The sequence below is a fragment of the Kosakonia pseudosacchari genome (genome assembly GCF_015167415.1).
In the GTDB taxonomy this organism is placed as follows: Bacteria; Pseudomonadota; Gammaproteobacteria; order Enterobacterales; family Enterobacteriaceae; genus Kosakonia; species Kosakonia pseudosacchari.
Map to the genome: position 1 here is coordinate 2500035 of NZ_CP063425.1, position 21158 is coordinate 2521192.

At 54.4% G+C, this 21158-nt stretch carries 19 protein-coding genes; 6 read left to right on the forward strand and 13 right to left on the reverse strand.

Annotated features, from left to right (window positions below):
* Positions 1-28: 28 nt before the first annotated feature.
* The 3 genes from IP581_RS11720 to IP581_RS11730 form a co-directional block, all read right to left on the reverse strand.
* On the reverse strand, positions 29-1684 hold the full coding sequence (locus IP581_RS11720) for a glucan biosynthesis protein D (protein WP_086869924.1): 1656 nt from the start codon (positions 1682-1684) through the stop codon (positions 29-31).
* Between the two features lie 272 nt (positions 1685-1956).
* Positions 1957-2736: an ABC transporter substrate-binding protein gene (locus IP581_RS11725; protein WP_025263612.1), complete on the reverse strand. Its 780-nt coding sequence runs from the start codon at positions 2734-2736 to the stop codon at positions 1957-1959.
* 12 nt (positions 2737-2748) lie between these two features.
* The gene (locus IP581_RS11730; RefSeq protein WP_193820450.1) at positions 2749-3918 is read right to left on the reverse strand and encodes a pyridoxal phosphate-dependent aminotransferase; all 1170 of its coding nucleotides are present in this window, start codon (positions 3916-3918) and stop codon (positions 2749-2751) included.
* A 111-nt stretch (positions 3919-4029) separates the two neighbouring features.
* On the opposite strand from IP581_RS11730, the gene IP581_RS11735 reads away from it, so the two are divergent.
* Positions 4030-4896: a LysR family transcriptional regulator gene (locus IP581_RS11735; RefSeq protein WP_193820451.1), complete on the forward strand. Its 867-nt coding sequence runs from the start codon at positions 4030-4032 to the stop codon at positions 4894-4896.
* Here the strand turns inward: IP581_RS11735 and IP581_RS11740 are convergent.
* Together IP581_RS11740 and hglS are read right to left on the reverse strand one after the other, a co-directional pair.
* Complete coding sequence (locus IP581_RS11740) at positions 4868-6376, reverse strand: carboxylesterase/lipase family protein (RefSeq protein ID WP_193820452.1); 1509 nt, start codon at positions 6374-6376, stop codon at positions 4868-4870. The genes IP581_RS11735 and IP581_RS11740 overlap by 29 nt on opposite strands.
* A 42-nt stretch (positions 6377-6418) precedes the next feature.
* Positions 6419-7762 carry a 2-oxoadipate dioxygenase/decarboxylase HglS gene (gene hglS / locus IP581_RS11745; protein ID WP_193820453.1) on the reverse strand — a complete coding sequence of 448 codons (1344 nt, stop codon included), beginning with the start codon at positions 7760-7762 and terminating at the stop codon, positions 6419-6421.
* 302 nt (positions 7763-8064) lie between these two features.
* Between hglS and IP581_RS11750 the strand changes: the two genes are divergently transcribed.
* Together IP581_RS11750 and IP581_RS11755 are read left to right on the forward strand one after the other, a co-directional pair.
* Positions 8065-8988 (forward strand): LysR substrate-binding domain-containing protein, encoded by a 924-nt coding sequence (locus IP581_RS11750; RefSeq protein ID WP_086868820.1) that lies wholly within the window; start codon positions 8065-8067, stop codon positions 8986-8988.
* Between the two features lie 140 nt (positions 8989-9128).
* Complete coding sequence (locus IP581_RS11755; RefSeq protein WP_193820454.1) at positions 9129-11426, forward strand: FdhF/YdeP family oxidoreductase; 2298 nt, start codon at positions 9129-9131, stop codon at positions 11424-11426.
* A 127-nt stretch (positions 11427-11553) separates the two neighbouring features.
* Here IP581_RS11755 and arsC read toward each other — a convergent pair whose 3' ends face one another.
* Genes arsC through IP581_RS11770 form a run of 3 tightly spaced genes read right to left on the reverse strand, consistent with a single transcriptional unit; the run spans position 11554 to position 13646 of the window.
* The gene (gene arsC, locus IP581_RS11760; RefSeq protein WP_086868816.1) at positions 11554-11982 is read right to left on the reverse strand and encodes a glutaredoxin-dependent arsenate reductase; all 429 of its coding nucleotides are present in this window, start codon (positions 11980-11982) and stop codon (positions 11554-11556) included.
* An 8-nt stretch (positions 11983-11990) separates the two neighbouring features.
* A complete protein-coding gene (locus tag IP581_RS11765; RefSeq protein WP_193820455.1) occupies positions 11991-13283 on the reverse strand; it encodes an arsenic transporter in 1293 nt (430 codons plus the stop codon).
* Between the two features lie 42 nt (positions 13284-13325).
* Positions 13326-13646 (reverse strand): metalloregulator ArsR/SmtB family transcription factor, encoded by a 321-nt coding sequence (locus tag IP581_RS11770; RefSeq protein ID WP_086868812.1) that lies wholly within the window; start codon positions 13644-13646, stop codon positions 13326-13328.
* A gap of 212 nt (positions 13647-13858) precedes the next feature.
* Here IP581_RS11770 and IP581_RS11775 point away from each other — a divergent pair, with 212 nt between their 5' ends.
* Complete coding sequence (locus IP581_RS11775; protein WP_193820456.1) at positions 13859-14527, forward strand: DUF2076 domain-containing protein; 669 nt, start codon at positions 13859-13861, stop codon at positions 14525-14527.
* 174 nt (positions 14528-14701) lie between these two features.
* Complete coding sequence (locus IP581_RS11780) at positions 14702-15664, forward strand: DUF3829 domain-containing protein (protein WP_193820457.1); 963 nt, start codon at positions 14702-14704, stop codon at positions 15662-15664.
* A gap of 54 nt (positions 15665-15718) precedes the next feature.
* Here IP581_RS11780 and IP581_RS11785 read toward each other — a convergent pair whose 3' ends face one another.
* The 4 genes from IP581_RS11785 to IP581_RS11800 all read right to left on the reverse strand — a co-directional run bounded on the left by IP581_RS11785 (position 15719) and on the right by IP581_RS11800 (position 19269).
* Complete coding sequence (locus IP581_RS11785) at positions 15719-17413, reverse strand: methyl-accepting chemotaxis protein (RefSeq protein WP_086868808.1); 1695 nt, start codon at positions 17411-17413, stop codon at positions 15719-15721.
* Positions 17414-17567: 154 nt separating this feature from the next.
* Positions 17568-18686 (reverse strand): S-(hydroxymethyl)glutathione dehydrogenase/class III alcohol dehydrogenase, encoded by a 1119-nt coding sequence (locus IP581_RS11790; RefSeq protein WP_086868807.1) that lies wholly within the window; start codon positions 18684-18686, stop codon positions 17568-17570.
* 32 nt (positions 18687-18718) lie between these two features.
* On the reverse strand, positions 18719-18994 hold the full coding sequence (locus IP581_RS11795) for a metal/formaldehyde-sensitive transcriptional repressor (RefSeq protein ID WP_016495945.1): 276 nt from the start codon (positions 18992-18994) through the stop codon (positions 18719-18721).
* A 77-nt stretch (positions 18995-19071) separates the two neighbouring features.
* Complete coding sequence (locus tag IP581_RS11800; protein WP_193820458.1) at positions 19072-19269, reverse strand: hypothetical protein; 198 nt, start codon at positions 19267-19269, stop codon at positions 19072-19074.
* A 345-nt stretch (positions 19270-19614) separates the two neighbouring features.
* On the opposite strand from IP581_RS11800, the gene IP581_RS11805 reads away from it, so the two are divergent.
* Positions 19615-20094, forward strand: coding sequence for a hypothetical protein (locus IP581_RS11805; protein WP_193820459.1), 480 nt, complete (start codon positions 19615-19617; stop codon positions 20092-20094).
* Between the two features lie 256 nt (positions 20095-20350).
* Here the strand turns inward: IP581_RS11805 and IP581_RS11810 are convergent, their stop codons facing one another.
* A complete protein-coding gene (locus tag IP581_RS11810; protein ID WP_193820460.1) occupies positions 20351-20980 on the reverse strand; it encodes a LysE family translocator in 630 nt (209 codons plus the stop codon).
* Positions 20981-21158: the final 178 nt, after the last annotated feature.

Here is a 21158-nt window from a genome sequence, read left to right on the forward strand (position 1 = left end):
TTCGCCCCCTGACGGGGGCGAAGTGAGATTAGCGCATGATGCGGTCATCAACGTAGTTACGTTTGTCCGGCGCAGGCGGGAAGTATTGATAAAGCCAGGTTTCGCTGATGGCGTCGCCCTGGCAGCGCAGGAACAGGCGCATGTCTACCGGATCGGTGGAATCATTGGTCGGATACCAGTCGAACAGAATGCGATAACCGTCAAATGGTTCGACATAGAGGATCTCAACCTGTTTCGCTTCACCGTTTGACAGCGTGATGACCGGTTCTATGCCTTTCGGCGCGGCCGCTTTCAGATCGCCGCCAACAAAATCAATGGCGAAACGACGCGCCCATTTGTCCGGATAGTGTTCACCCGGCGCCCAGCCTTCCGGGAAACCGCCCATGCCGGTGCGTGTCGCGTAAACGCGCGCCAGCGGCGAGCGTACCGGCGGCATCGCGCTCCAGTAAAGACGATACTGGAAGGCAAAATCATCCCCCGCTTTGACCGGTTTTTCCGGCTGCCAGAAGCAGACAATGTTATCCAGCGTTTCGCCGGTGGTGGGGATCTCCATCAGGCTGACCGCCCCTTTGCCCCACTTGTTACGCGGCTCCACCCACAGACTCGGACGTTTGTTGTACCAGCCCATCACATCCTGGTAGTGGGAGAAATCACGATCGAGTTGCAGCAGGCCAAACCCTTTCGGGTTTTCATCCTGATAAGCGTTGAACTGCAATTTTTGCGGGTTGTTCAGCGGGCGGCAGATCCACTCGCCGTTGCCGCGCCACATCGCCAGCCGATCGGAGTCGTGAATTTGCGGATGAATGGTATCGCAGACGCGGCGTTCATTATTACCGCAGCTGAACATACTGGTCATCGGCGCGATACCCAGTTGCTTGATGTCTTTGCGCGCATACAGGCGGTTATCGACATCCATGATCACCTGGCTCTCTTCGCAATGGATCACGAACTTGTACGCGCCGGTAATGCTCGGGCTGTCGAGCAGCGCATAAACGGTAAAGGTGGTATCGGACGCTTTTGCCGTCTCAAACCAGAAGGCGGTGAAATCCGGGAACTCTTCCGGCGTATCGGTAAAGGTATCAATCGCCACGCCGCGTGCGGAAAGGCCGTACTGGAAGGTGCTGTCTACCGCGCGGAAATAGCTGGCACCGAGGAACGAGACAATATCGCGGCGCGCCAGTTCAGGCGCTTTAAAGGCGCGGAACCCGGCGAAACCCAGATCGCTTTGCCCTTCCAGCTGTTTCGTATCGACGCCCGCGTCGTGGTAGTTAAACAGCTCCGGGCGGAAGTGAATTTCACGCGCCTGGTGCGTGTTCTGGTCGAGGGAGAACATGCGAACGCGGCGGCGAAACCCCATGCCGACGTGGAAAAACTGCACGTCCAGCTGGCGGCCATCAACGTTGTTCCACAGCGAGTGCTGGGCATCATACTGAATGCTGTTATAAGCCTGCGGCGTCAGGTTCGCCAGCGTGTTGGGGAGCGCTTTCGGTGCGCCGCCCCACTGCTGTTGCGCCAGATCGTGCGCCATGGACTGCAGCACGGAGAAATCAAAACGGCGGCTCTGGCCATCGGCAATGTCCGTTTCCGCCGCAAACGCCGCGCGGGAAAAGAGCGATGCAACACCGGTGGTGCCGTAAGTTGCGGCAAGGGCCATGGATGCTTGGATAAATCGTCTGCGGTTCATGCCTGGTAACACGTCCTTCTGGTCGTCAAATGGCATTTCGCGATGACGCGAAATAGCGGCGAAAGCGTTCATTAATGAACGCATCACTCTAGACAAAATTCATTGAGAATCCAATTGTTGGCTGCCGAATATATGAACGAAACATGAAATATTTTCTGTCGATAAGAGCAGCCCGAAAGCGGCGTAAAGATCTGTATAACAGCGGAGGTTTGCGGCGGAAATAAAAAAGCGCCTGCCGGACATCAGACGGCAGGCGCCAGAGTGGTCATGCTTTATTGTGCGCTGACACTAACATCAATGCCGGGGAAGTACTTTTCCGCCAGCGTTTTGATGGTGCCGTCAGCGCGGATTTTATCGATGGCGGCATCAAGTTGCTTTTTGGTGGCCTCGTCACCTTTGCGCAGCCCGAAACCGATACCACTGCCGAGGATCGTATCGTCCGATACCGGTTTGCCAATAAAGCCAAACCCTTTACCCTGCGGCTTGCTGAGGAAACCTGCCTGCCCCGCCGCTGACATCACCAGTGAGGCGTCGATGCGACCGTTCAGCAAATCTCCCCACGCCATATTCTGATCTTTATACGACACCACCGTGACACCGTGCTTTTCCCAGTGCTCTTTGGCGTAGGTTTCCTGAATCGATCCCTGTAACACGCCAATGGTTTTGCCTTTCAGCCCCTCAGCGGTCGCTTCCATGCCGTCGCCACTTTTGCCGACCAGTTGCGAAGGAATGCGATAAATCGGCTGGGTGAAATCAATGCTTTTGCGCCGCTGTTCGGTAATGTTCATCGCCGAGTTAATGGCGTCGAATTTTTTGGCTGTAAGCCCCGGGATCAACGCATCAAACGAGGTCTCCACCCAACTGCATTTCAGCTGCGCCGCTTTGCAGACAGCGTTACCCAGTTCGATGTCAAAACCTTCCAGTTCTCCTGACGCGTTGCGGCTTTCAAACGGCGGATATTCCGCTTCCACACCGTAACGCAGGGCGTTTTCGGCAAACGAGGAGAATGAGCAGAGCAAACCCATGCCCAGACAGAGTGCTTTATATTTCATCATTAACGCTCCTTAGCGTGGCTTAACACGACACAGGGCCTGCGCGCCTGCTCTTAATGTGGCCTCGTCTTTCGCAAAAGAGAGGCGGATCAACTTGTTATCTGTACCATCGGTATAAAACGCCGACAACGGAATAGTGGCAACACCGCAATCAGTAATCAGCCTTTTAACCATCTCGCTGTCACTTTCATCGCTAAAGTGGCTGTAATCCGCCAGCAGGAAAAACGATCCGGCGCTGGGTAATAAGCGAAACGGCGACTCAGCGAGCAATGTTTGCAGCAGGTCGCGCTTACGCTGGTAAAACGCCGCCAGCGACAGCCAACCCTGCGGGTCACCCATGTAATCAGCAAAGGCATGCTGCATGGGGGTATCGGCAGAAAACATCAAAAACTGGTGGACTTTGCAGATCTCGTCCATCAGTTCAGCAGGCGCAACGCAGTATCCCACACGCCAGCCGGTCACATGGTAGGTCTTGCCAAACGACGAGATAATCACGCTGCGCTCGGCCAGTTGCGGATGGGTTGCCATGCCGTGATGCGGCTCGCCGTCAAACACCACATGTTCGTAGACTTCATCGGAGAGGATCACAATATCGGTGTGACGGGTGATCGCTGCCAGTTGCTCAAGATCAGCGCTTGAAAAAACCTGCCCGCTGGGGTTGTGCGGCGTATTAATGATGATCATGCGCGTGCGCGGTGTGATTGCCGCGCGCACTTCGTCCCAGTTCACCGCGAAATCCGGCACGGTCAGTTTGATGGCAACGGGCGTTGCGCCCTGTAAACGGACGATTGGCGCATAGCTGTCGAACGAGGGCTCAAAGTAAATCACTTCATCGCCCGGATGCACCAGCCCGCTGATGGCGGAGTACAACCCTTCGCTGGCGCTGGCGGTAATGAGAATTTCACTGTCAACGTCGTAATCCGTGCGGTACAGCTCGCTGATTTTCTGCGCAATCCGCTCCTTTAACGGGCGCAGACCGGTCATGGACGCGTACTGGTTATGATTGGCTTGCATGGCACGCGTCACCCCGGCAATCAGCTGCGGATCGCAGGGAAAGTTGGGCGCGCCCTGAGAAAGGTTAATCGCATTATGTTCGGCGGAAAGCTGGCCGATAACGGTAAAAATGGTGGTGCCAACATCGGGTAATTTGGAGCGAGTTTTCACCGGGGTACGCAGAGTCATGCCTGATCCTTTCACATAAAAAGTGCATAACCATTCAAACTAAACCCTGTTGAGCCGACAACCGAATTGTTGTCATAATAGCCATGAATAAATTGCATAGCTGGAGTTGTCATGTCACCCCGATCGTTGCCGCTCAATGCCATCGACGCTTTTCTGGTCACCGCCCGCCACCTGAATCTGACGCATGCGGCAAAAGAGTTGTGCCTGACGCAGGGCGCGGTCAGCCGCAAAATCGCCGCGCTGGAAAACTGGTTCGGCTTTCCGCTGTTTGAGCGCCATGCGCGCGGCTTGCACCTTTCCCCGCAAGGCAGCGCCCTGCTACCGGAGCTGCGCGGCGCGTTCGAGCAACTGCTGATGGTCGCAGACCAGGCGCGTTCGCAACAAACGGTGGTGCGTCTGAAAGCGCCAACCTGTGCGATACGCTGGCTGGTGCCGCGACTGGTGAATCTGGAACAACGTTACCCGGAATTACAGGTGGCATTGACCACCACCACCGATCACACCATTAACTTCAAAACAGAACCTTATGACGCGGCGATTGTGTTTGGTACTCAATTAAGCGCCGGGGATCTGTTGTTTGAGGAAGCGTTAACGCCGGTCATAAGCCACGCCCTGGCGCAGCGCACTGCGCTGGAAGCCGCTACATTATTGCACCCAACGCGGGATAAAACCGACTGGTCGCTGTGGCTGGCAAGACAAAGCGCGTTTCAGCCCGCCATGAGCAAAAATCAACACTTCGACACCATGGATCTCGCCATTACCGCGGCCATTCAGGGGCTGGGGATGGCCATCGCCGATGAGACGCTGGTTGCGGAAGATATTCAGGCCGGACGCTTGCTGCGCCCGTTTTCGCAGCGTGTCAGAACCGGTGCCAGTTACCGCCTGGTACTGCGGGAAACGGAGAATAAAGCCGCCGGGCTGGCGGCGTTCAGAGAGGGGTTACTGGAGGCTAATCAAGCTTCACGTGGTGGCGCATAACCCGGCGAAAGAAGCTCAGTCGCGCACGCATAAAGCGGTTAACCATGCGAAATCCTGCATGTTTATTCAATCCCATCCGTAAAAGGCGATCGCGACCACGTACGCAGGCCCGCCAGGTTACCACGCCGGGCAGTGCTTCAGTTCGGCGTTCAGCGTGGGCGGCAAACCGCACCCAGTAATCGGCAATATGCGCGGCAAAGGCGAGATCGCGCGGGTTAACATAGTGGCAGGACGGCTCCGAAAGCATAAGATTGTCGAATACATACGGCACTTCATTACCGTGCCACGCGCCGTTGATATAGGTGTCGTGCGCCGCTTCGGCAACATAATCAAACCAGTAACGCCAGCAGGGTTGCCCGACACGCTGCTGGGCCTGCATCACCACCAGACCTAGCGTGGTAAAGGCCATATCACGGCAGACCTGGCGACCCAGTTCCGCATCCCCTTTCACTCCCGGATAAAGCAGCCGGATCAGCCCCAGTCCGAGCCGCTGTTCGCGGCGCATCTTTTCGATTTGCCCGGCGAGATCGACGCCAAACTCTGCCATCACGCTGGCTTCATCACTGTTCGAACCGATAATGACCGGCATCGGATGTTGCCGACCGGCGAAAAAGGTATCGAGCATCGGTTCCGGTAACACACAATCACCTGCGATGGGCGCAGGCGCAATTTTCAACGGCGCTTCCAGCGGCCAGAACGCCTCTGCCGGCAGCGCGCGCAACTGTTCGGCACTGGCATTTTCCAGCCCAAAATGCGCGGCAATCGCTTCACCTTTTGCCAGCGCGGCCTCGCGCGGTGTATCCGGTAAGGTATAACTGCTCTGAATAATGGCTTTGTGAAACAGCCCTTCTGCCAGCGGCGAAGCCATCAGCGCCATCACGCTGCGCGCCCCGGCCGATTCGCCAAACAGCGTAACGTTGTCAGCGTCACCGCCAAACGCGGCGATATTTTCCTGCACCCAGTGCAAGGCGGCTATCTGATCAAGCAAGCCGAAGTTGTAGACGCGCTCATCGCGCTCCTGCTCCAGCGCCGGATGGGCGAAAAAGCCCAGATGACCAAGGCGATAATTGACCGTCACCAGCACCACACCGCGCGCCGCAAGCGCTTTTCCGTCATACGGTGGCAACCCGCCGGAGCCGATAGTGAACCCGCCGCCGTGCAGCCAGACCATCACCGGCAGCGGTGTTGTCCGCGAAGCCGGTGACCAGATATTCAAATAGAGACAATCTTCGGAGAAACGCCCCGGATCTCCGCCGCCGATCTGCAGGCAGTAATCACTGTTTTGCCAACTGGCGGCGGAAAACGTGTCGGCCATGCGCACGCCCTGCCAGGGCTGCGGTGGCTGGGGCGCGCGCCAGCGCAGTGCGCCGGTGGGCGGCGCGGCAAACGGAATACCGCGCCAGACATGAAAGTCGTCCTCACTGCATCCCAGCACACTCCCCTGGCGGGTGTGTGCCAGCGGCGTTAATGGATTTTCCATAACAACATCCAGAAATAACTGATTTCTGGCAGATTACCTGTTTTACAGCAGACCGCAACGCCGTTTGCTGCGCGCTTCGGCTTCCGCATAGAGTGTGAACTCATCGAACACCGGGCAACCCAGCGCAGCCTCAAACTGCGCCTGGCTGGCGTTGCCGTGGCTGCGGGCCTGGGTTTCGTTGCCAAGGTTCGACTGGAAAATCCCCGCCGCGCTGACCGGCAGAAAATCCTCATAGGTGATAGGTTGCGCCACCACCCAGCCGCGTTCGATCAGCGGCTGCGGATCGTCGCCCGGGCGAATCGCCTGGCGGTGTGCTTCGCCTGTTGGCGTCAGGCGATAGCGGAACCACGCCAGCCCTTGCTTGCGCAGCAGCATTTCGCTGTCCGGGAAGGCTTTAAACACCTCCTGTAAGTGCAACTGGTGCGTCAGGTTATCTTTGCCGGTTCCGGCGCTGGTCAGCAGTTGATCATAGAGCGCGCGCCCCTTCTGCGTTAACGCGACGCCGCGCTGTTCGATTTCGCCAAAACGCGCGGTATGGGTGCCCTGGTGCTCGCCGTTAAACAGCACGGGTTCATCGAGTGCTTTAAAACTGGTCTGGCGCAGCAAAATCGGCACATCGCGACGCGGCGGCCCTTCAATCAGGATTTTCGGTTCAATGCCGTACTCCGGCATTAGCGCCTGAACGCGGTCAATATCCAGCGTGCGTGGCGTTAAGTGATTGATATGGCAGCCAGGGAAACAGACCACATCGGCAATCAGGCGGTGCTCATCATGCAACGCCTGATAGGCTTGCGCATCCACCGTGGCATGGCGATGCCAGCGGAAGGTTTCCAGCGCTTCCTCAACAAAGGCGCTGGCCTGCTGCGGGGTGAAACCGCCATTCAGTTCATGCAGCTCAATCAGCTGGCGGCAAGCTGGGGTGAAAATGTCGCGCTTCGCCAGGATGGCGGCGGCTTTGTTGCGCAGGGTTTCGTTTTCGATAAGTTCCAGACGCAACAGCGAGGTAAAAATACGAAACGGGTTACGCGCCAGCGCCGCGTCTTCGATCGGGCGAAAGGCGGTGGAGTGCACCGGAACGCCCGCCTGCGAGAGATCGTAATAGCTAACCGGGAACATCCCCATAATGGCAAACATGCGCCGCAAAGTAGAAAGCTCCTCAGCCGTCCCTACCCTGATAGCGCCATGGCGCTCGACATTGAGCCGCGCTAATTCATCGGCGTTGGCCAGTTGTTCATGCAGACGCGGGTTGTTTTCCAGTACCGCCAGATTCACATCCGCGACCAGCTCCAGCAGCGTGCCGTATTGCGGAACTTCCTGCTGGTACATGGCCGACATCGCCTGTGAAAAGTGTTCCCGAATCTCATCAGCCGTGATGCTGTACGCCATAGTGTAATCCCTCCAGTGTGTTCTCTCTGGAGTGTAGAGAAGCCTCTTTGCGTGCGTGATGGGAAATTTACAAAGTGTGATCGTGGCAGAAAACGCGCGTGCACAGCGCGGTAACGAACATAACGAAAGATTATGGAACAGCAACGCAGAAAACCCCTGGTGACATGCAGGTTACGTCACATTGCGGGCAGAATCCGTTTGTAACTCAAAGAGATTAAATGTTAATAATATTTTGCTATCTGGTTATCAAAATTAAACAACTTAACTTGCCAGCGGTTCTGCACGGTTTTTAACATCATCTTATGGAAAAAAACGGTCTGTTTTCACAGCGCATTCGTCTGCGCCATTTGCATACATTCGTTGCCGTCGCTCAACAAGGAACTTTGGGGCGCGCGGCTGAAACCCTTAACTTAAGTCAGCCTGCGCTGTCAAAAACCCTCAACGAACTCGAACAACTTACCGGTAAGCGCCTGTTTGAACGTGGCCGCATGGGCGCGCAACTGACGCTGGTTGGCGAACAATTTCTGACTCATGCGGTTCGCGTTCTGGATGCGGTCAACATTGCCGGGCAGTCGCTGAGCCACAAAACCGAACTCAAAAACGACCTGATCCGCATCGGCGCGCTGCCAACCGCGGCTCTGGGGATCTTGCCGGCGGTCATTGGCCAGCTGCACAAACAGCAGCCGGATATCACCATTCAGGTTGCTACCGCCAATAATCCGATGATCCTCGCCGGGCTGAAATCCGGTGAACTGGATCTGGGCATTGGTCGCATGTCCGACCCGGATTTGATGAGCGGCCTGAGTTATGAACTGCTGTTTCTCGAGTCGCTAAAACTGGTGGTACGCCCGCGACATCCGTTGCTGCAAACCACGGTCACGCTAAGCAAAGTGCTGGAATGGCCGGTGGTGGTCTTGCCGGAGGGCACCGTGCCACGGCAAAACACCGAGGATCTGCTCGCCAGCCAGAACTGCACGCTGCCGTCTGGTTGCCTGGAGACGCTTTCCGCGTCGCTGTCGCGCCAGCTTACTGTTGAATATGACTACGTGTGGTTTGTCCCTTCCGGCGCGGTAAAAGATGATTTGCGGCTGGGCTCTCTGGTCGCGCTGCCCATTGCGCCGCCCGGTATCGGCGATCCGATTGGCATCATCACCCGCGTGGATAGTCACCTGCCCCCTGCCGCTCACTCCCTGATTGCGGCGATCCGCAAAACGATGCCGGGTTGATCCCGGCGCGCTTATCTTCTCTTCCGGTTGCGCAACAGGTAAACAACGCGTTAATTGTGTGATAAAAATAGGTTGTTGAATAAGAGTTGTTGTTGCGCAATTTACACTGGCGTTGTAACAATCCGCAGCCGGAAGAAGAGATGAAATTCAAAACCGCTATCAAACCCTACCACGCCGCTGCCGGTGGTCTGGGCTCGCTGGAAGCGACTACGCGCTTCGTTATTGACAGTAAAAACGCGCTGAAAAATATGCGCAACCTGTTGCGCATGAACAAAGCGCGCGGCTTCGACTGCCCCGGTTGCGCATGGGGTGACGACAACAAAAGCACCTTCAGTTTCTGTGAAAACGGCGCAAAAGCCGTGACCTGGGAAGCCACACGCCGCCAGATTGACGCCACCTTTTTTGCGCAACACAGCGTGACGGCGCTTAACCGCCAGAGCGACTATTTTCTCGAATACCAGGGCCGGCTGACCGAGCCGCTGCGCTACAACCCGCAAACCGATCACTACGAACCGGTTTCCTGGGACGATGCGCTGGCGATGATTGGCGAGCATATTAAGGCGATGGATAACCCCAATCAGCTTGAACTGTACACGTCCGGCCGGGCAAGCAATGAGTCGTCGTGGCTTTATCAGCTGTTTGGCCGCATGGTCGGCACCAATAACTTCCCGGATTGTTCCAACATGTGCCACGAAGCGAGCGGTGCCGGGCTGAAACGCAGCATCGGCGTGGGAAAAGGCACTATTCACCTGGCCGATTTTGAGAAAGCAGACGCCATTTTTGTCTTCGGGCAAAACCCCGGCACCAACCACCCGCGTATGCTGCACAGCCTGCGTCACGCCGCCGATCGCGGGGCGCGTATTGTCACATTTAATACCCTGCGCGAACGCGGCCTTGAGCGGTTTGCCGATCCGCAAAAACCGCTGGAGGTGGTCACGCCGATGGCGGGCACAATTAGCTCCGCTTATTATCAGCCCAATCTCGGCGGTGATATGGCGGCGGTACGCGGGATGGCGAAAGCGTTGCTGGAAACACAGCGCCAGCGGCTGGCTAACGGCGAGGCGAGTATTTTTGACGATGCCTTTATTGCGCAGCACACCCACGGCATTGAGGACTGGTTTGCGCAAATCGATGCCACCGACTGGCAGACCATTGAACAGCAATCCGGCCTGAAACAGCAGCAATTACGCGAGGCGGCAGCCATCTGGCAGAACGCAAAACGTGTGATTTGTACCTGGGCAATGGGCATTACCCAGCACAAACACTCGCTGAACACGGTACGGGAAATCACTAACCTGCAACTGCTTGGCGGCCACCTGGGCAAACCGGGCGCGGGGCTGTGCCCGGTGCGCGGACACAGCAATGTGCAGGGCAACCGCACGATGGGGATCGATGAAAAACCGCCGGTCGCCCTGCTCGACAGCCTTGCCCGTCATTTCAACTTCGAACCACCGCGCGAGCACGGGCATCATACGGTGGAAGCCATTTCGGCAATGCTGCGTGATGAAGTGAAAGTGCTGCTTGCCCTCGGTGGCAATCTGGCCGCCGCCGCGCCGGATACGCCACGCACCTGCGAAGCGCTGCGCCGTTGCGGGCTGACGGTCTACATCAGCACCAAACTGAACCGCAGCCATTTGATGCCGGGTAAACAGTCGCTGATCCTGCCGACGCTTGGCCGTACCGAAGAAGATATGCAGGCAAGCGGGCGCCAGTTCATCACCGTGGAAGACTCTTTCAGCATGGTGCATGCCTCTGAAGGTATCGGTAAACCGCTGGCCGCCACGCAGCGTTCGGAAACGGCGATTGTGGCTGGCATCGCGCATGCCACGCTGGGCAGTGAAAAAGTCGACTGGCTGGCGATGGCGGGTGATTACAACCTGATCCGCGATCATATCGCCGCCACTATTCCTGGATTCCAGAACTTTAATGTCCGCTGCGAAGAACCGGGCGGGTTCTGGCTGGGGAATGCCGCCGCAGATTTACGGTTTAATACGCCTTCCGGCAAAGCGGAATTCAGCGCCGCCGCCCTGCCGCTGTCGGCCTGTCCGGAAACGCAAGCGCCGTTTGTGTTGCAGACATTACGCTCACATGACCAGTACAACACCACCATTTACGGGCTTGATGATCGTTACCGTGGGGTTTATGGGCAGCGCGACGTGCTGTTTATGCACCCGGAAGATATTCGCGCTCTTGGTTTAAATGATGGCGACCGGGTGGATATTGAAACCCAGTCAACAGATGGTGTGCGGCGCCGCGTTGAGGCTTTTCGCCTTGTCGCTTATGACATCCCGCGCGGCAACCTGGCGGCCTATTATCCGGAAACCAATCCATTGGTTCCGCTGACGCGCTTTGGCGACGGCACCGGTACGCCAACGTCCAAATCGATCCCAGTGATGATTACTGCGGCACACGTCCGCGAAAACCAGCGTATCGCTTGATCACCACGCCCGCGTTCTGCGAGCACGCGCAAATAATGGGATGATTTGCCTGCCAGGATAAGCCGCGCCCTGGTTGAGATAACACAAGGCCCGCAGATGCGGGCCTTTTCGTGACGTGGTAAACCGACTACGGTTTCACCCGTTGCCCGTTTTCATCGATGACCTGTTCGCCATCCTCTTTGCTGAACGCGCCTTGTTGGGCGTCCGGCAGAATATCCAGCACCACTTCCGAAGGGCGGCACAGACGGGTGCCGCGCGGCGTCACCACAATCGGGCGGTTAATCAAAATAGGGTGTTCCAGCATAAACGTAATGAGTTGTTCATCGCTGAATCGCGCTTCCGCCAGCCCCAGTTGTTCGTAAGGCTCCACGTTTTTACGCAATAATTCGCGCACGCTGATGCCCATTGCGCCAATCAGTGTCGTTAATTCCTCGCGCGAAGGCGGGTTTTCCAGATACAGAATCACCTGCGGTTCTACCCCGCTGTTGCGAATCAGCGCCAGCGTGTTGCGTGACGTGCCGCAGTCCGGATTGTGATAAATCGTAACGTTGCTCATAAATACTCTCAGGACAAAGGAAAAGAGAGGCGCAGTGCCAGCGCCACCAGCGTGACAAAAAGAACCGGCAGCGTCATCACGATACCGGTTCGGAAGTAATACCCCCAGCTCACCGCAATCTTCTTCTGCGCCAGCACATGCAACCAGAGCAGTGTCGCCAGGCTGCCAATCGGCGTTATTTTCGGCCCCAGATCGCAGCCAATCACATTGGCAAAAATCATCGCCTCTTTAATCACGCCCGTTGCGCCGCTGCCCTCAATCGACAACGCGCCAATCAGCACCGTCGGCATATTATTCATGACCGACGAGAGGAACGCAGTAATAAAACCGGTGCCGATGGTGGTCGCCCACAAGCCCTTATTGGCCAGCAGATTCAGAACCTGGGAAAGGTATTCGGTGAGTCCTGCGTTTCGCAGCCCATACACGACCAGGTACATGCCCAGCGAAAAGATAACGATTTGCCACGGCGCGCCACGCAGCACTTTACCTGTATCAATCGCCGCCCCTTTTTTGGCGACGGCAAAGAGGATCAGCGCACCAACAGCCGCAATGGCACTCACCGGAATACCCAACGGTTCGAGCACAAAAAAGCCCGCCAGCAGCAGGATCAGCACGACCCAGCCGGTGCGAAATGTCGCCGGATCTTTAATTGCGCGGCCAGGCGCTGGCAGTTTATCCACGGCATAAGTTTGCGGAATTTCACGGCGAAAAAAGAGGTGCAGCATGGTAAGCGTCGCCGCGATTGCCGCGATGTCCACCGGCACCATGATCGAAGCGTAGGTGGTAAATCCGAGATGGAAAAAGTCGGCCGATACGATATTCACCAGATTCGAGACAATCAGCGGCAGACTTGCGGTATCAGCAATAAAGCCTGCGGCCATCACGAACGCCAGTGTGGCTCGCGGGCTGAAACCGAGCGCCAGCAGCATGGCAATGACAATCGGTGTCAGGATCAGTGCTGCCCCGTCGTTGGCAAACAGGGCGGCGACTGCCGCCCCCAACAACACAATATACGTGAACAACAAACGCCCGCGCCCGTTGCCCCAGCGTGCAACATGCAGCGCCGCCCATTCGAAAAAACCCGACTCATCCAGCAGCAAGCTGATGATAATGACGGCAATAAAAGTCGCCGTCGCGTTCCAGACGATATTCCACACCGCCGGAATATCGTTCATATGAATCACACCGCAGACCAGCGCCAGCACCGCGCCAAGCGTTGCGCTCCAGCCAATACTCAACCCTTTGGGCTGCCAGATAACCAGCACGAGAGTAAAAATAAAGATGCTTCCAGCCAGTAACATTTCAGACTCCATGACATATGAATTGATGAATATGTTTTGTTATCAACACGAACCCAAAGGCACCGATTTCAGTTTGGCTCGCGTCTCTTCACGCAAGCAATCCCATGCTGTGTCGATGGTTGCCGCTGCCCAGGCGGGCATATGAGGTGACAGACGATAATGGATCCACTTCCCCGCGCGCCGATCAATAACCAGACCATATTCACGTAACATCGCAATATGCCGCGAAATTTTGGGTTGTGACTCCCCCGCTGCGGCGCATATATCACACACGCAAAGTTCACCGGCTTCTCTGAGCAACAGCACGATGGTTAACCGCGTTTCATCGGAGAGGATTTTAAAAAGCTGAACGGGTTGCAGCATGCGCTTACCTTAATGATGTCAAACAACAAATATGGTAATCCATATGTGTTACCTTTTGAAGAGGCAACGAGAATCGCCTGAACATCCCTCCTTCACAGCAATTTTTTGCCCAGCTGCAACCAATGTTAAACAAACATTTCACTCATCGGACACGTATTCATGGCACTGATAAACTCAACAGTATCTATCACAGCGATCGGAAGGTTATTGCCATGCAATATGAAGAACAGCAGCTTATCAACGGCCTTTTCCAGCGCCTGAAACAGACCGAGCAACAGAATGGCCAGCGCGACGCCGAGGCTGAGCGTCAGATAGCAGAATTTGTACGTCAGCAACCTGCCGCGCCGTACTATATGGCGCAATCGATCCTGATTCAGGAAGCGGCGTTAAAACAGCTCCAGAGCAAAGTTCAGCAACTGGAAAGTGAACTGGCCGCGCAAAAAAGCAAACCACAAACCGGCGGGGGCAGTTTCCTCGGTGGCCTGTTTGGCGGCGGGAGAAGCCAGAGTCCGCAACCGGAAAATAACTGGAACGCTACCCAGCAGCCACAGCAGGACTATTCGCGTGCGGCGGCGCCCGCGCCACGCGGAAGCGGTTTTATGGCCGGTGCCTTGCAAACTGCGGCAGGCGTTGCAGGTGGTGTGGTATTGGCCGAAATGCTGACCAGTATGTTCCATCAGTCTCGCCCGGAAGAGATCGTCAATATTATTGAAGAACCGGCGGCGGGTAATTCGGCGTTTGAAAACGCACAGAACGACAACTTTACTGATGCCTCCGACACCCGTTTTCTCGATCAGAACGATTCGTTCGGTAATGATACTTACCAGAACGATGATTTCGATGACACTGATTACAGCAACGATGACGACAGCTTTATTTAACGCTGCGCTCTCCTGAACCCGGCCCGGTGGCGCTGTCTGCCGGGCAATTTCTCCTTTTTTCAAAACCTACCAATTCAGGTGGCATGCCCCTTGCCCGTCGGGCATTGATGCTAACCTGTGCGGCGCTCAGCAATAATGAGTCGTTTTTTTCTTTTTTCGGACAAGGAGAATGGGATGTTCATCGCCAAACCTGTCGCACGTACGCTGGCGGTTGCCGCCTGCCTGCTGGCACTGTCAGCCTGTGACGACAAAACCACCAAAACGCAAGCAGCGCAGCCGTCAGCCGAGCAGGCCGAAGTGCTGAAGTACAACGAATATATTGCCGCGGCCAACATGACCTCGGCCAACTTCGGTAAGCAACTCGCTGAATACCAGAAGTACACGCAGCCCGCTTTCGATGGCAAAAAGAAAATGGATGATCTGTTTTTTACTGAACCGCTTTCCATGGGGCGTATTAAAGAGCATCTGGATAAAGCGCACAGCATGAAGCCGGATATGCCAGAACTGGACGAACCGGCGCGTCTTTACAGCGAAGCGCTGGCAAAAGCCGAACCGGTAAGTCGCGACATGTACAACTACATCAGCGCGAAAACGTACAAAAGCGATAATGGCGCTCACGGTCGCGAGATCCAGCCCGCGTTGTTGAGCAGTATGCAAATGCTGGTGGTTGCGCAGGCGAATTTCTTTGAGGGTATCGAGGCAAAAGATCGTGCGCGCATCAAAGCAGAATTTGAACGTACGCAAAAAGGCACGCTTGAGCACGCGCAAATGGGAATGGTCTACTACCTGAAAGAGAGCCTGGATGCCGCCGGTGGCGTGCTGGATGGCAAAGGGCTGGGCGATAAGAAGGCGGCATTTAAGGATGCGCTCGATCAGTTCAACAGTATGGCTACCGCTTACGATGCCAAAGTACGCGAAAACAATAAAACGGGCTGTTCGAGTCTCCTGTCTAAAGCTAACGACTATCTCTCTATCGGCCGTGACATTATTGAGCGCACTGAAAATGGCGAGTACGAAAAAGAGGCCAAACAGCCAAAACAGTTTCAGCTGATGCAACCCCAGCAGACGCAGGACGCCCAATCCCTGCTGCAGAACTACAACAATATGGTCAGCGCCTTAAACACCAACCAGTGTTAAGATTTTGCGCATAAAAAAAGAGGCCATCCGGCCTCTTTTTCGTTTTCTGCATACTCAGAACGTTTCCCAGTTATCACCCTGCGCCAGCGCCGGGCGCTGTGGCTTGAAGGTTTTGCTGGTTGGCGATGCCGCATTATTCTGACGCTGCGGTGCCGCGCCAGTTAAACGGAACGCGCCCACGGCTTCTGTCAGGCGTGCCGCCTGCTCTTCCAGCGAGGCGGCTGCCGCAGAGGCTTCTTCTACCAGCGAGGCGTTTTGCTGGGTGACGTTATCCATTTCCGTGATCGCCTGGCTCACCTGGGTGATTCCTTTGCTCTGCTCATCAGACGCGGCGGCAATCTCCAGCATGATATCGGTCACGCGTTTAACGGCTGTAACGATCTCGCCCATGGTTTCCCCGGCGGAAACGACTTCTCCGGAACCTTGCTCAATTAAGCTCACGGATTCGCTGATCAGCGCCTCAATCTCTTTTGCCGCCTGCGCACTGCGACTTGCCAGCGTACGTACTTCGCTTGCCACCACCGCAAAACCACGCCCCTGTTCGCCAGCGCGCGCCGCTTCTACCGCCGCGTTAAGCGCCAGGATATTGGTCTGGAACGCGATGCTGTTGATAACCGCAGTGATTTCGGAAATTTTGCGCGAACTGGTGGTGATATTGCCCATCGTTTGCACGACGCCAGAAACAATCTGTCCACCTTTGGTCGCTTTGCCGGAGGCATCGCGCGCCAGCCCGCTGGCGTGGTGCGCGTTGTCGGCGTTCTGCTTCACGGTCGCGGTTAATTGCTCCATGCTGGCAGCCGTTTGTTCAATGGCAGCCGCCTGTTGTTCCGTGCGGGAAGAGAGGTCGGTATTACCGGCGGAGATTTCGCTGGTACCGCGATAGATCTCTTCCGCGCCCTGGCGAACGGTCGCCACCGTCGTGACCAGCGAATGTTGCATTGCCTGCAGATCGCTACTCAGACGACCAATTTCGCTACGCCCGGCAGGCTCATCGGCTACCGTTAGATCCCCGGTGGCGATGCGAGAAATACGCTGGGCCGCACGTTGCAGTGGGTTAATCACTACGCTGCGCAATACGGTAAAGGTGATAACCGTCAGCACCAGCGCCAGAGCAAAGGCGGCAGCCATAAACATCAGCCCAAGCTGGGTACGGCTGTGTGCCTCTTCGGTCAGGTGCTGCGCACGTGCGGTACGGATCTCAATGGCTTTTAACAGAATTTCGTTATAAGACGCATCAAGCTGGCGCGCCTGCTCACTTTCGTGGTTAATGATCGCTTCAAACATGCCGTTTTTGGCATATTTCAGCATCGGTTGCATGCCCGCGATGTAGGCATTAAAGCGGGTAGTGAGATCGGCGTCCAGGGCGAGATCCGCCGGGGTTTTCACAGGGCGTTCCATATATTGATTAAAACCGTCCTGTGACTGCTTCATGCGTTTTTCTGCTTCAGCCACGTTGTTTTTCATATCTTCCATTTCGGCGATGCGACTGGCCGCGCCGGCGTGGATCAGGCTGATACGTGCTATGCGTAAGTTGTTTGAACTGTTGGATAATCCCATGCGCACCTGGATTTCCTGTGTGACATCCTGCTGATCGCGATCCGCTTGCATCAGGAAGTAACCCGCCAGACCGGAACTTAATGCAAATAGCACTAAGATGCCGCCGAGAATGGAAGAAAACAGGGGAACCAATCGAATATTGTGCATAAATCCAATGCCTTGTGTTCTTTGCATCGCTGCTTTTTTATCCATGGCTATCGACTCTCATATTTGTCTGATACGTACAACAGGAATGATATATAGGCATCGGCAATAATTGGATTATTCTTATGGCGAAAAGCGCGTCAACGGTCACAGATTTGGAGTTTGGTTGCGCCAGCGGTGACACCGCTGGCGTGAGGAAGGCTTACTTTTCGCCGAAATGGATAACGGTACGGATGGATTTGCCCTGATGCATCAGTTCAAATGCGTCGTTGATCTGCTCCAGTGGCATACGATGGGTAATGAAGGGATCGAGGCGAATCTTGCCCGCCATCGCGTCTTCTACCATGCCTGGCAGCTGTGTACGACCTTTAACACCGCCGAAGGCGGAACCGCGCCATACACGACCGGTCACCAGCTGGAAAGGACGGGTGCTGATCTCCTGCCCCGCGCCCGCCACGCCGATGATGACGCTCTCGCCCCAGCCTTTGTGGCAGCACTCAAGCGCGGCGCGCATGACGTTCACATTGCCGATGCACTCAAAACTGAAGTCCACGCCGCCATCTGTCATTTCGACAATCACATCCTGGATCGGGCGGTCGTGATCGTTCGGGTTGATAAAATCGGTTGCGCCCATCTCTTTGGCGAGGGGGAATTTGTCCGGATTGGTATCGATCGCCAGAATGCGTCCCGCCTTCGCCTGAACGGCACCCTGGATTGCCGCCAGACCGATACCACCGAGGCCAAAGATCGCGACCGTATCACCCTCTTTGACTTTCGCCGTGTTATGTACCGCGCCAATGCCGGTAGTCACACCGCAGCCCAGCAAGCAGACTTTATCCAGCGGTGCCTGTTCGTTAACTTTCGCCAGTGAGATTTCCGCGCAAACGGTGTATTCGCTGAACGTGCTGGTGCCCATGTAGTGATAAATCGGTTCGCCGTTGTAGGAGAAACGGGTGGTGCCGTCCGGCATCAGCCCCTTGCCCTGCGTAGCGCGAACGGCCTGACAGAGGTTGGTTTTCCCCGATTTACAGAACTTACACTCGCCACACTCTGCCGTGTAGAGCGGAATAACGTGGTCGCCTGGTTTCAGGCTGGTAACGCCTTCGCCAACTTCTACAACGATGCCGCCGCCTTCATGACCAAGCACCGCCGGGAACACGCCTTCCGGATCGTCACCCGAAAGCGTAAAGGCATCGGTGTGACAAACGCCGGTGTGCGTGATACGCACCAGGACCTCACCCTTTTTTGGCGGCGCTACATCTATTTCGACGATTTTGAGCGGTTGACCCGGCCCAAAGGCTACAGCTGCACGTGATTTCATAAGTCGCTTCCTTTTTGTGTATGGCTTTATGCTTATTTTAGATAAGAGCGCAGAAGATGACCGACTTCCGCCATGCGCACCGCGCGTTGGTCGGCAGTGGTTTCGCCGGTGACCAGCTCATCTTTGAGGTGGATTTCAACCATTTCGCCCATCAAGCCATTGGCCGCGCCGCGCACGGCGGCGATTTGCTGCAAAATGGCGATACAGGGCTCGCCGCTTTCCAGTGCACGCTCCAATGCGTCAACCTGGCCACGAATGCGACGTACCCGCGTAAGCACGCGTTTTTTGTCTTCTGGTGAATGGGGCATGTAACCTCCTTGATACTATAGGGGGGTATGGTAACTTTAATTTTAGTATGATGTAAACGTTAGGTTTTGTATGGACATCAGGTGGTTATCATTTTCATCATAAAGACACTACAAGCCATATAGAGACTTTTCAGCGCCCCTAAACATGCCCCCAACAGCGATTTTGCCCCCAAATTTGCCCCTAAAATTAAAGCTTTCAAGTCTGCATTTGGAACCAAATAAATATCAGTACTCAAAAAATAAGACACTGCTGTTATATGCATATTCGGGGTCATGGTCACACAACCTGCATTACTAACTGAACGTGGTATCTAATCCTGGGGGCAGGTCAATTATTTACTCCGTTATTTGCTCTGCCTGACTCAATGCGCCAGATCGTTTATATGTGGAAATGGCAATACCAGTACGAGCTGGTGCTGGGTTGCATGTAGGCACATAAGTAACGCCATCGATTTTTACGCGCATGAAGTACCAATTCTCACGTTGGAAAAACCAATAATAGACATGAATACAATTATTATAATATATATTCGTGACGAATAATTATGTATTTTAGACAAATCATTAGATAAGTAGTAATTTGTTATTTTTCCAAACAAATAAAACACACGGAGTAAATAATGAATCAAAAAAAATTTGAATTCTTACGTTTCGCCGCAGATCAATTTGGCCCGACCGTTATGGGTCAAAGACATTTATTCATGAAGGAAATAATTGACTCACACGAAACAGCTTACAAAGACAAAAAACCGTTACTTTATAACGTTTTTTATAAAGACGGTGTTTTTAACTTGGATTTAACTCCTGTCGGACTTATTGTTTACATTAAAGAAAAATTTATTTTCACTGTTCGAGGACCTGTTCGCGCAATTGATATTTTAAATATGGATGAATATACAAAATCATCAGAAATTATCTTATCCTTCCACATATATGGGAATGGTGGGGTTAAGGTAAAAAATTACTTAAATAAAGATATCATTTCTAATAGCGAGCAAAAGTTCTCTGGCTTTATTGGGAATGATTCAACCTATGAGATTTTCTTTAACAACCTTTTTTCCACCTTATTTTCGATGAATCTTATTTCTATCTCAGAGTAACAATTTTCAACCTCAAACATTTAGCATATTTACCAATTTCTCTCTCAATTTTTAAGCTTAATAAAACGCCGTCGGCAATGCGCAGGGCGCGCGGCTGGAAACCGACGGCGTTTGGTTATTAGTATTCAGCAGAACGATCTACTTTTTTATTACGTATTAACCACAACCAACACACAATTCACGCATCATCTAAACGCGCTTAAACAATGATTGCTGCGAACTGTCTAAAGTGAGCCCTTTGTGCTCAGCATCGGTATTACTTCACCAGCGATGAATATATCAGCTTGATCCCCAAAATACTCAGCACCGTGGCCGATGTTCTGTCCACCGCCGTTTTGATGCGCAAATAGACGCGGCGCGGTTTCTCGGCTGAGAGCAGCAGCGCCACCAGCGAATACCAGCCCGCATCAATCACAAAGCTCATCAGCGGGATCACATAATAGAAGATGGTCGGAATATTCGCTGGCAGCAGCGCGGTGAAAATAGACGCGAATACGATGGCCGTTTTCGGGTTGCTTAACTGAATAAACAATCCATCGCGAAACGTCTTCCACAGCCCTTTGGGTGCGTCGTTATGGCTCAAAGCGAGCGTCAATGGCTGCGATGCACTGCGAAAAATCTTCACTGCCATCCAGATAAGATACGCGCCCCCTGCTATCTTCAGCGCCATATAGAGTTCCGGCACCACATTCAGCACCCTTTGCAATCCCAGCATCGCCATCAGCGCAAACGTCGCCGCCCCCACCCCCATTCCCAGCGAAGTGACTAAACCATGCACACGTGAGTGCGCCAGGGAATGACGTGCAACATAGATGAAACTCGGACCTGGGCTCATTACCCCCATCATCAGCACGGCAGCAATCGCAATCAGACTGGACAACAGCACGTGAAACCTCCTGGCAAGGCAAGAATGACGTGACGTGATGACTCTAGCAGAGTGAAAACATAATGTATTCTGTCGAAAAGGATAAATATCGTTAAAATATATTGCACAAAACCTCACCATTTTTGTTTCACATCAAAACCCTAAGTAAAATTAATTAAATATATCGTAGGTTAATCAG

What these genes read in the sequence shown, in the direction of transcription:
- IP581_RS11720 (WP_086869924.1), bottom strand. Translation starts at nt 1,684, where the DNA reads ATGAACCGCAGACGATTTATCCAAGCATCCATGGCCCTTGCCGCAACT.
- IP581_RS11725 (WP_025263612.1), bottom strand. Translation starts at nt 2,736, where the DNA reads ATGAAATATAAAGCACTCTGTCTGGGCATGGGTTTGCTCTGCTCATTC.
- IP581_RS11730 (WP_193820450.1), bottom strand. Translation starts at nt 3,918, where the DNA reads ATGACTCTGCGTACCCCGGTGAAAACTCGCTCCAAATTACCCGATGTT.
- IP581_RS11735 (WP_193820451.1), top strand. Translation starts at nt 4,030, where the DNA reads ATGTCACCCCGATCGTTGCCGCTCAATGCCATCGACGCTTTTCTGGTC.
- IP581_RS11740 (WP_193820452.1), bottom strand. Translation starts at nt 6,376, where the DNA reads ATGGAAAATCCATTAACGCCGCTGGCACACACCCGCCAGGGGAGTGTG.
- hglS (WP_193820453.1), bottom strand. Translation starts at nt 7,762, where the DNA reads ATGGCGTACAGCATCACGGCTGATGAGATTCGGGAACACTTTTCACAG.
- IP581_RS11750 (WP_086868820.1), top strand. Translation starts at nt 8,065, where the DNA reads ATGGAAAAAAACGGTCTGTTTTCACAGCGCATTCGTCTGCGCCATTTG.
- IP581_RS11755 (WP_193820454.1), top strand. Translation starts at nt 9,129, where the DNA reads ATGAAATTCAAAACCGCTATCAAACCCTACCACGCCGCTGCCGGTGGT.
- arsC (WP_086868816.1), bottom strand. Translation starts at nt 11,982, where the DNA reads ATGAGCAACGTTACGATTTATCACAATCCGGACTGCGGCACGTCACGC.
- IP581_RS11765 (WP_193820455.1), bottom strand. Translation starts at nt 13,283, where the DNA reads ATGTTACTGGCTGGAAGCATCTTTATTTTTACTCTCGTGCTGGTTATC.
- IP581_RS11770 (WP_086868812.1), bottom strand. Translation starts at nt 13,646, where the DNA reads ATGCTGCAACCCGTTCAGCTTTTTAAAATCCTCTCCGATGAAACGCGG.
- IP581_RS11775 (WP_193820456.1), top strand. Translation starts at nt 13,859, where the DNA reads ATGCAATATGAAGAACAGCAGCTTATCAACGGCCTTTTCCAGCGCCTG.
- IP581_RS11780 (WP_193820457.1), top strand. Translation starts at nt 14,702, where the DNA reads ATGTTCATCGCCAAACCTGTCGCACGTACGCTGGCGGTTGCCGCCTGC.
- IP581_RS11785 (WP_086868808.1), bottom strand. Translation starts at nt 17,413, where the DNA reads ATGGATAAAAAAGCAGCGATGCAAAGAACACAAGGCATTGGATTTATG.
- IP581_RS11790 (WP_086868807.1), bottom strand. Translation starts at nt 18,686, where the DNA reads ATGAAATCACGTGCAGCTGTAGCCTTTGGGCCGGGTCAACCGCTCAAA.
- IP581_RS11795 (WP_016495945.1), bottom strand. Translation starts at nt 18,994, where the DNA reads ATGCCCCATTCACCAGAAGACAAAAAACGCGTGCTTACGCGGGTACGT.
- IP581_RS11800 (WP_193820458.1), bottom strand. Translation starts at nt 19,269, where the DNA reads ATGACCCCGAATATGCATATAACAGCAGTGTCTTATTTTTTGAGTACT.
- IP581_RS11805 (WP_193820459.1), top strand. Translation starts at nt 19,615, where the DNA reads ATGAATCAAAAAAAATTTGAATTCTTACGTTTCGCCGCAGATCAATTT.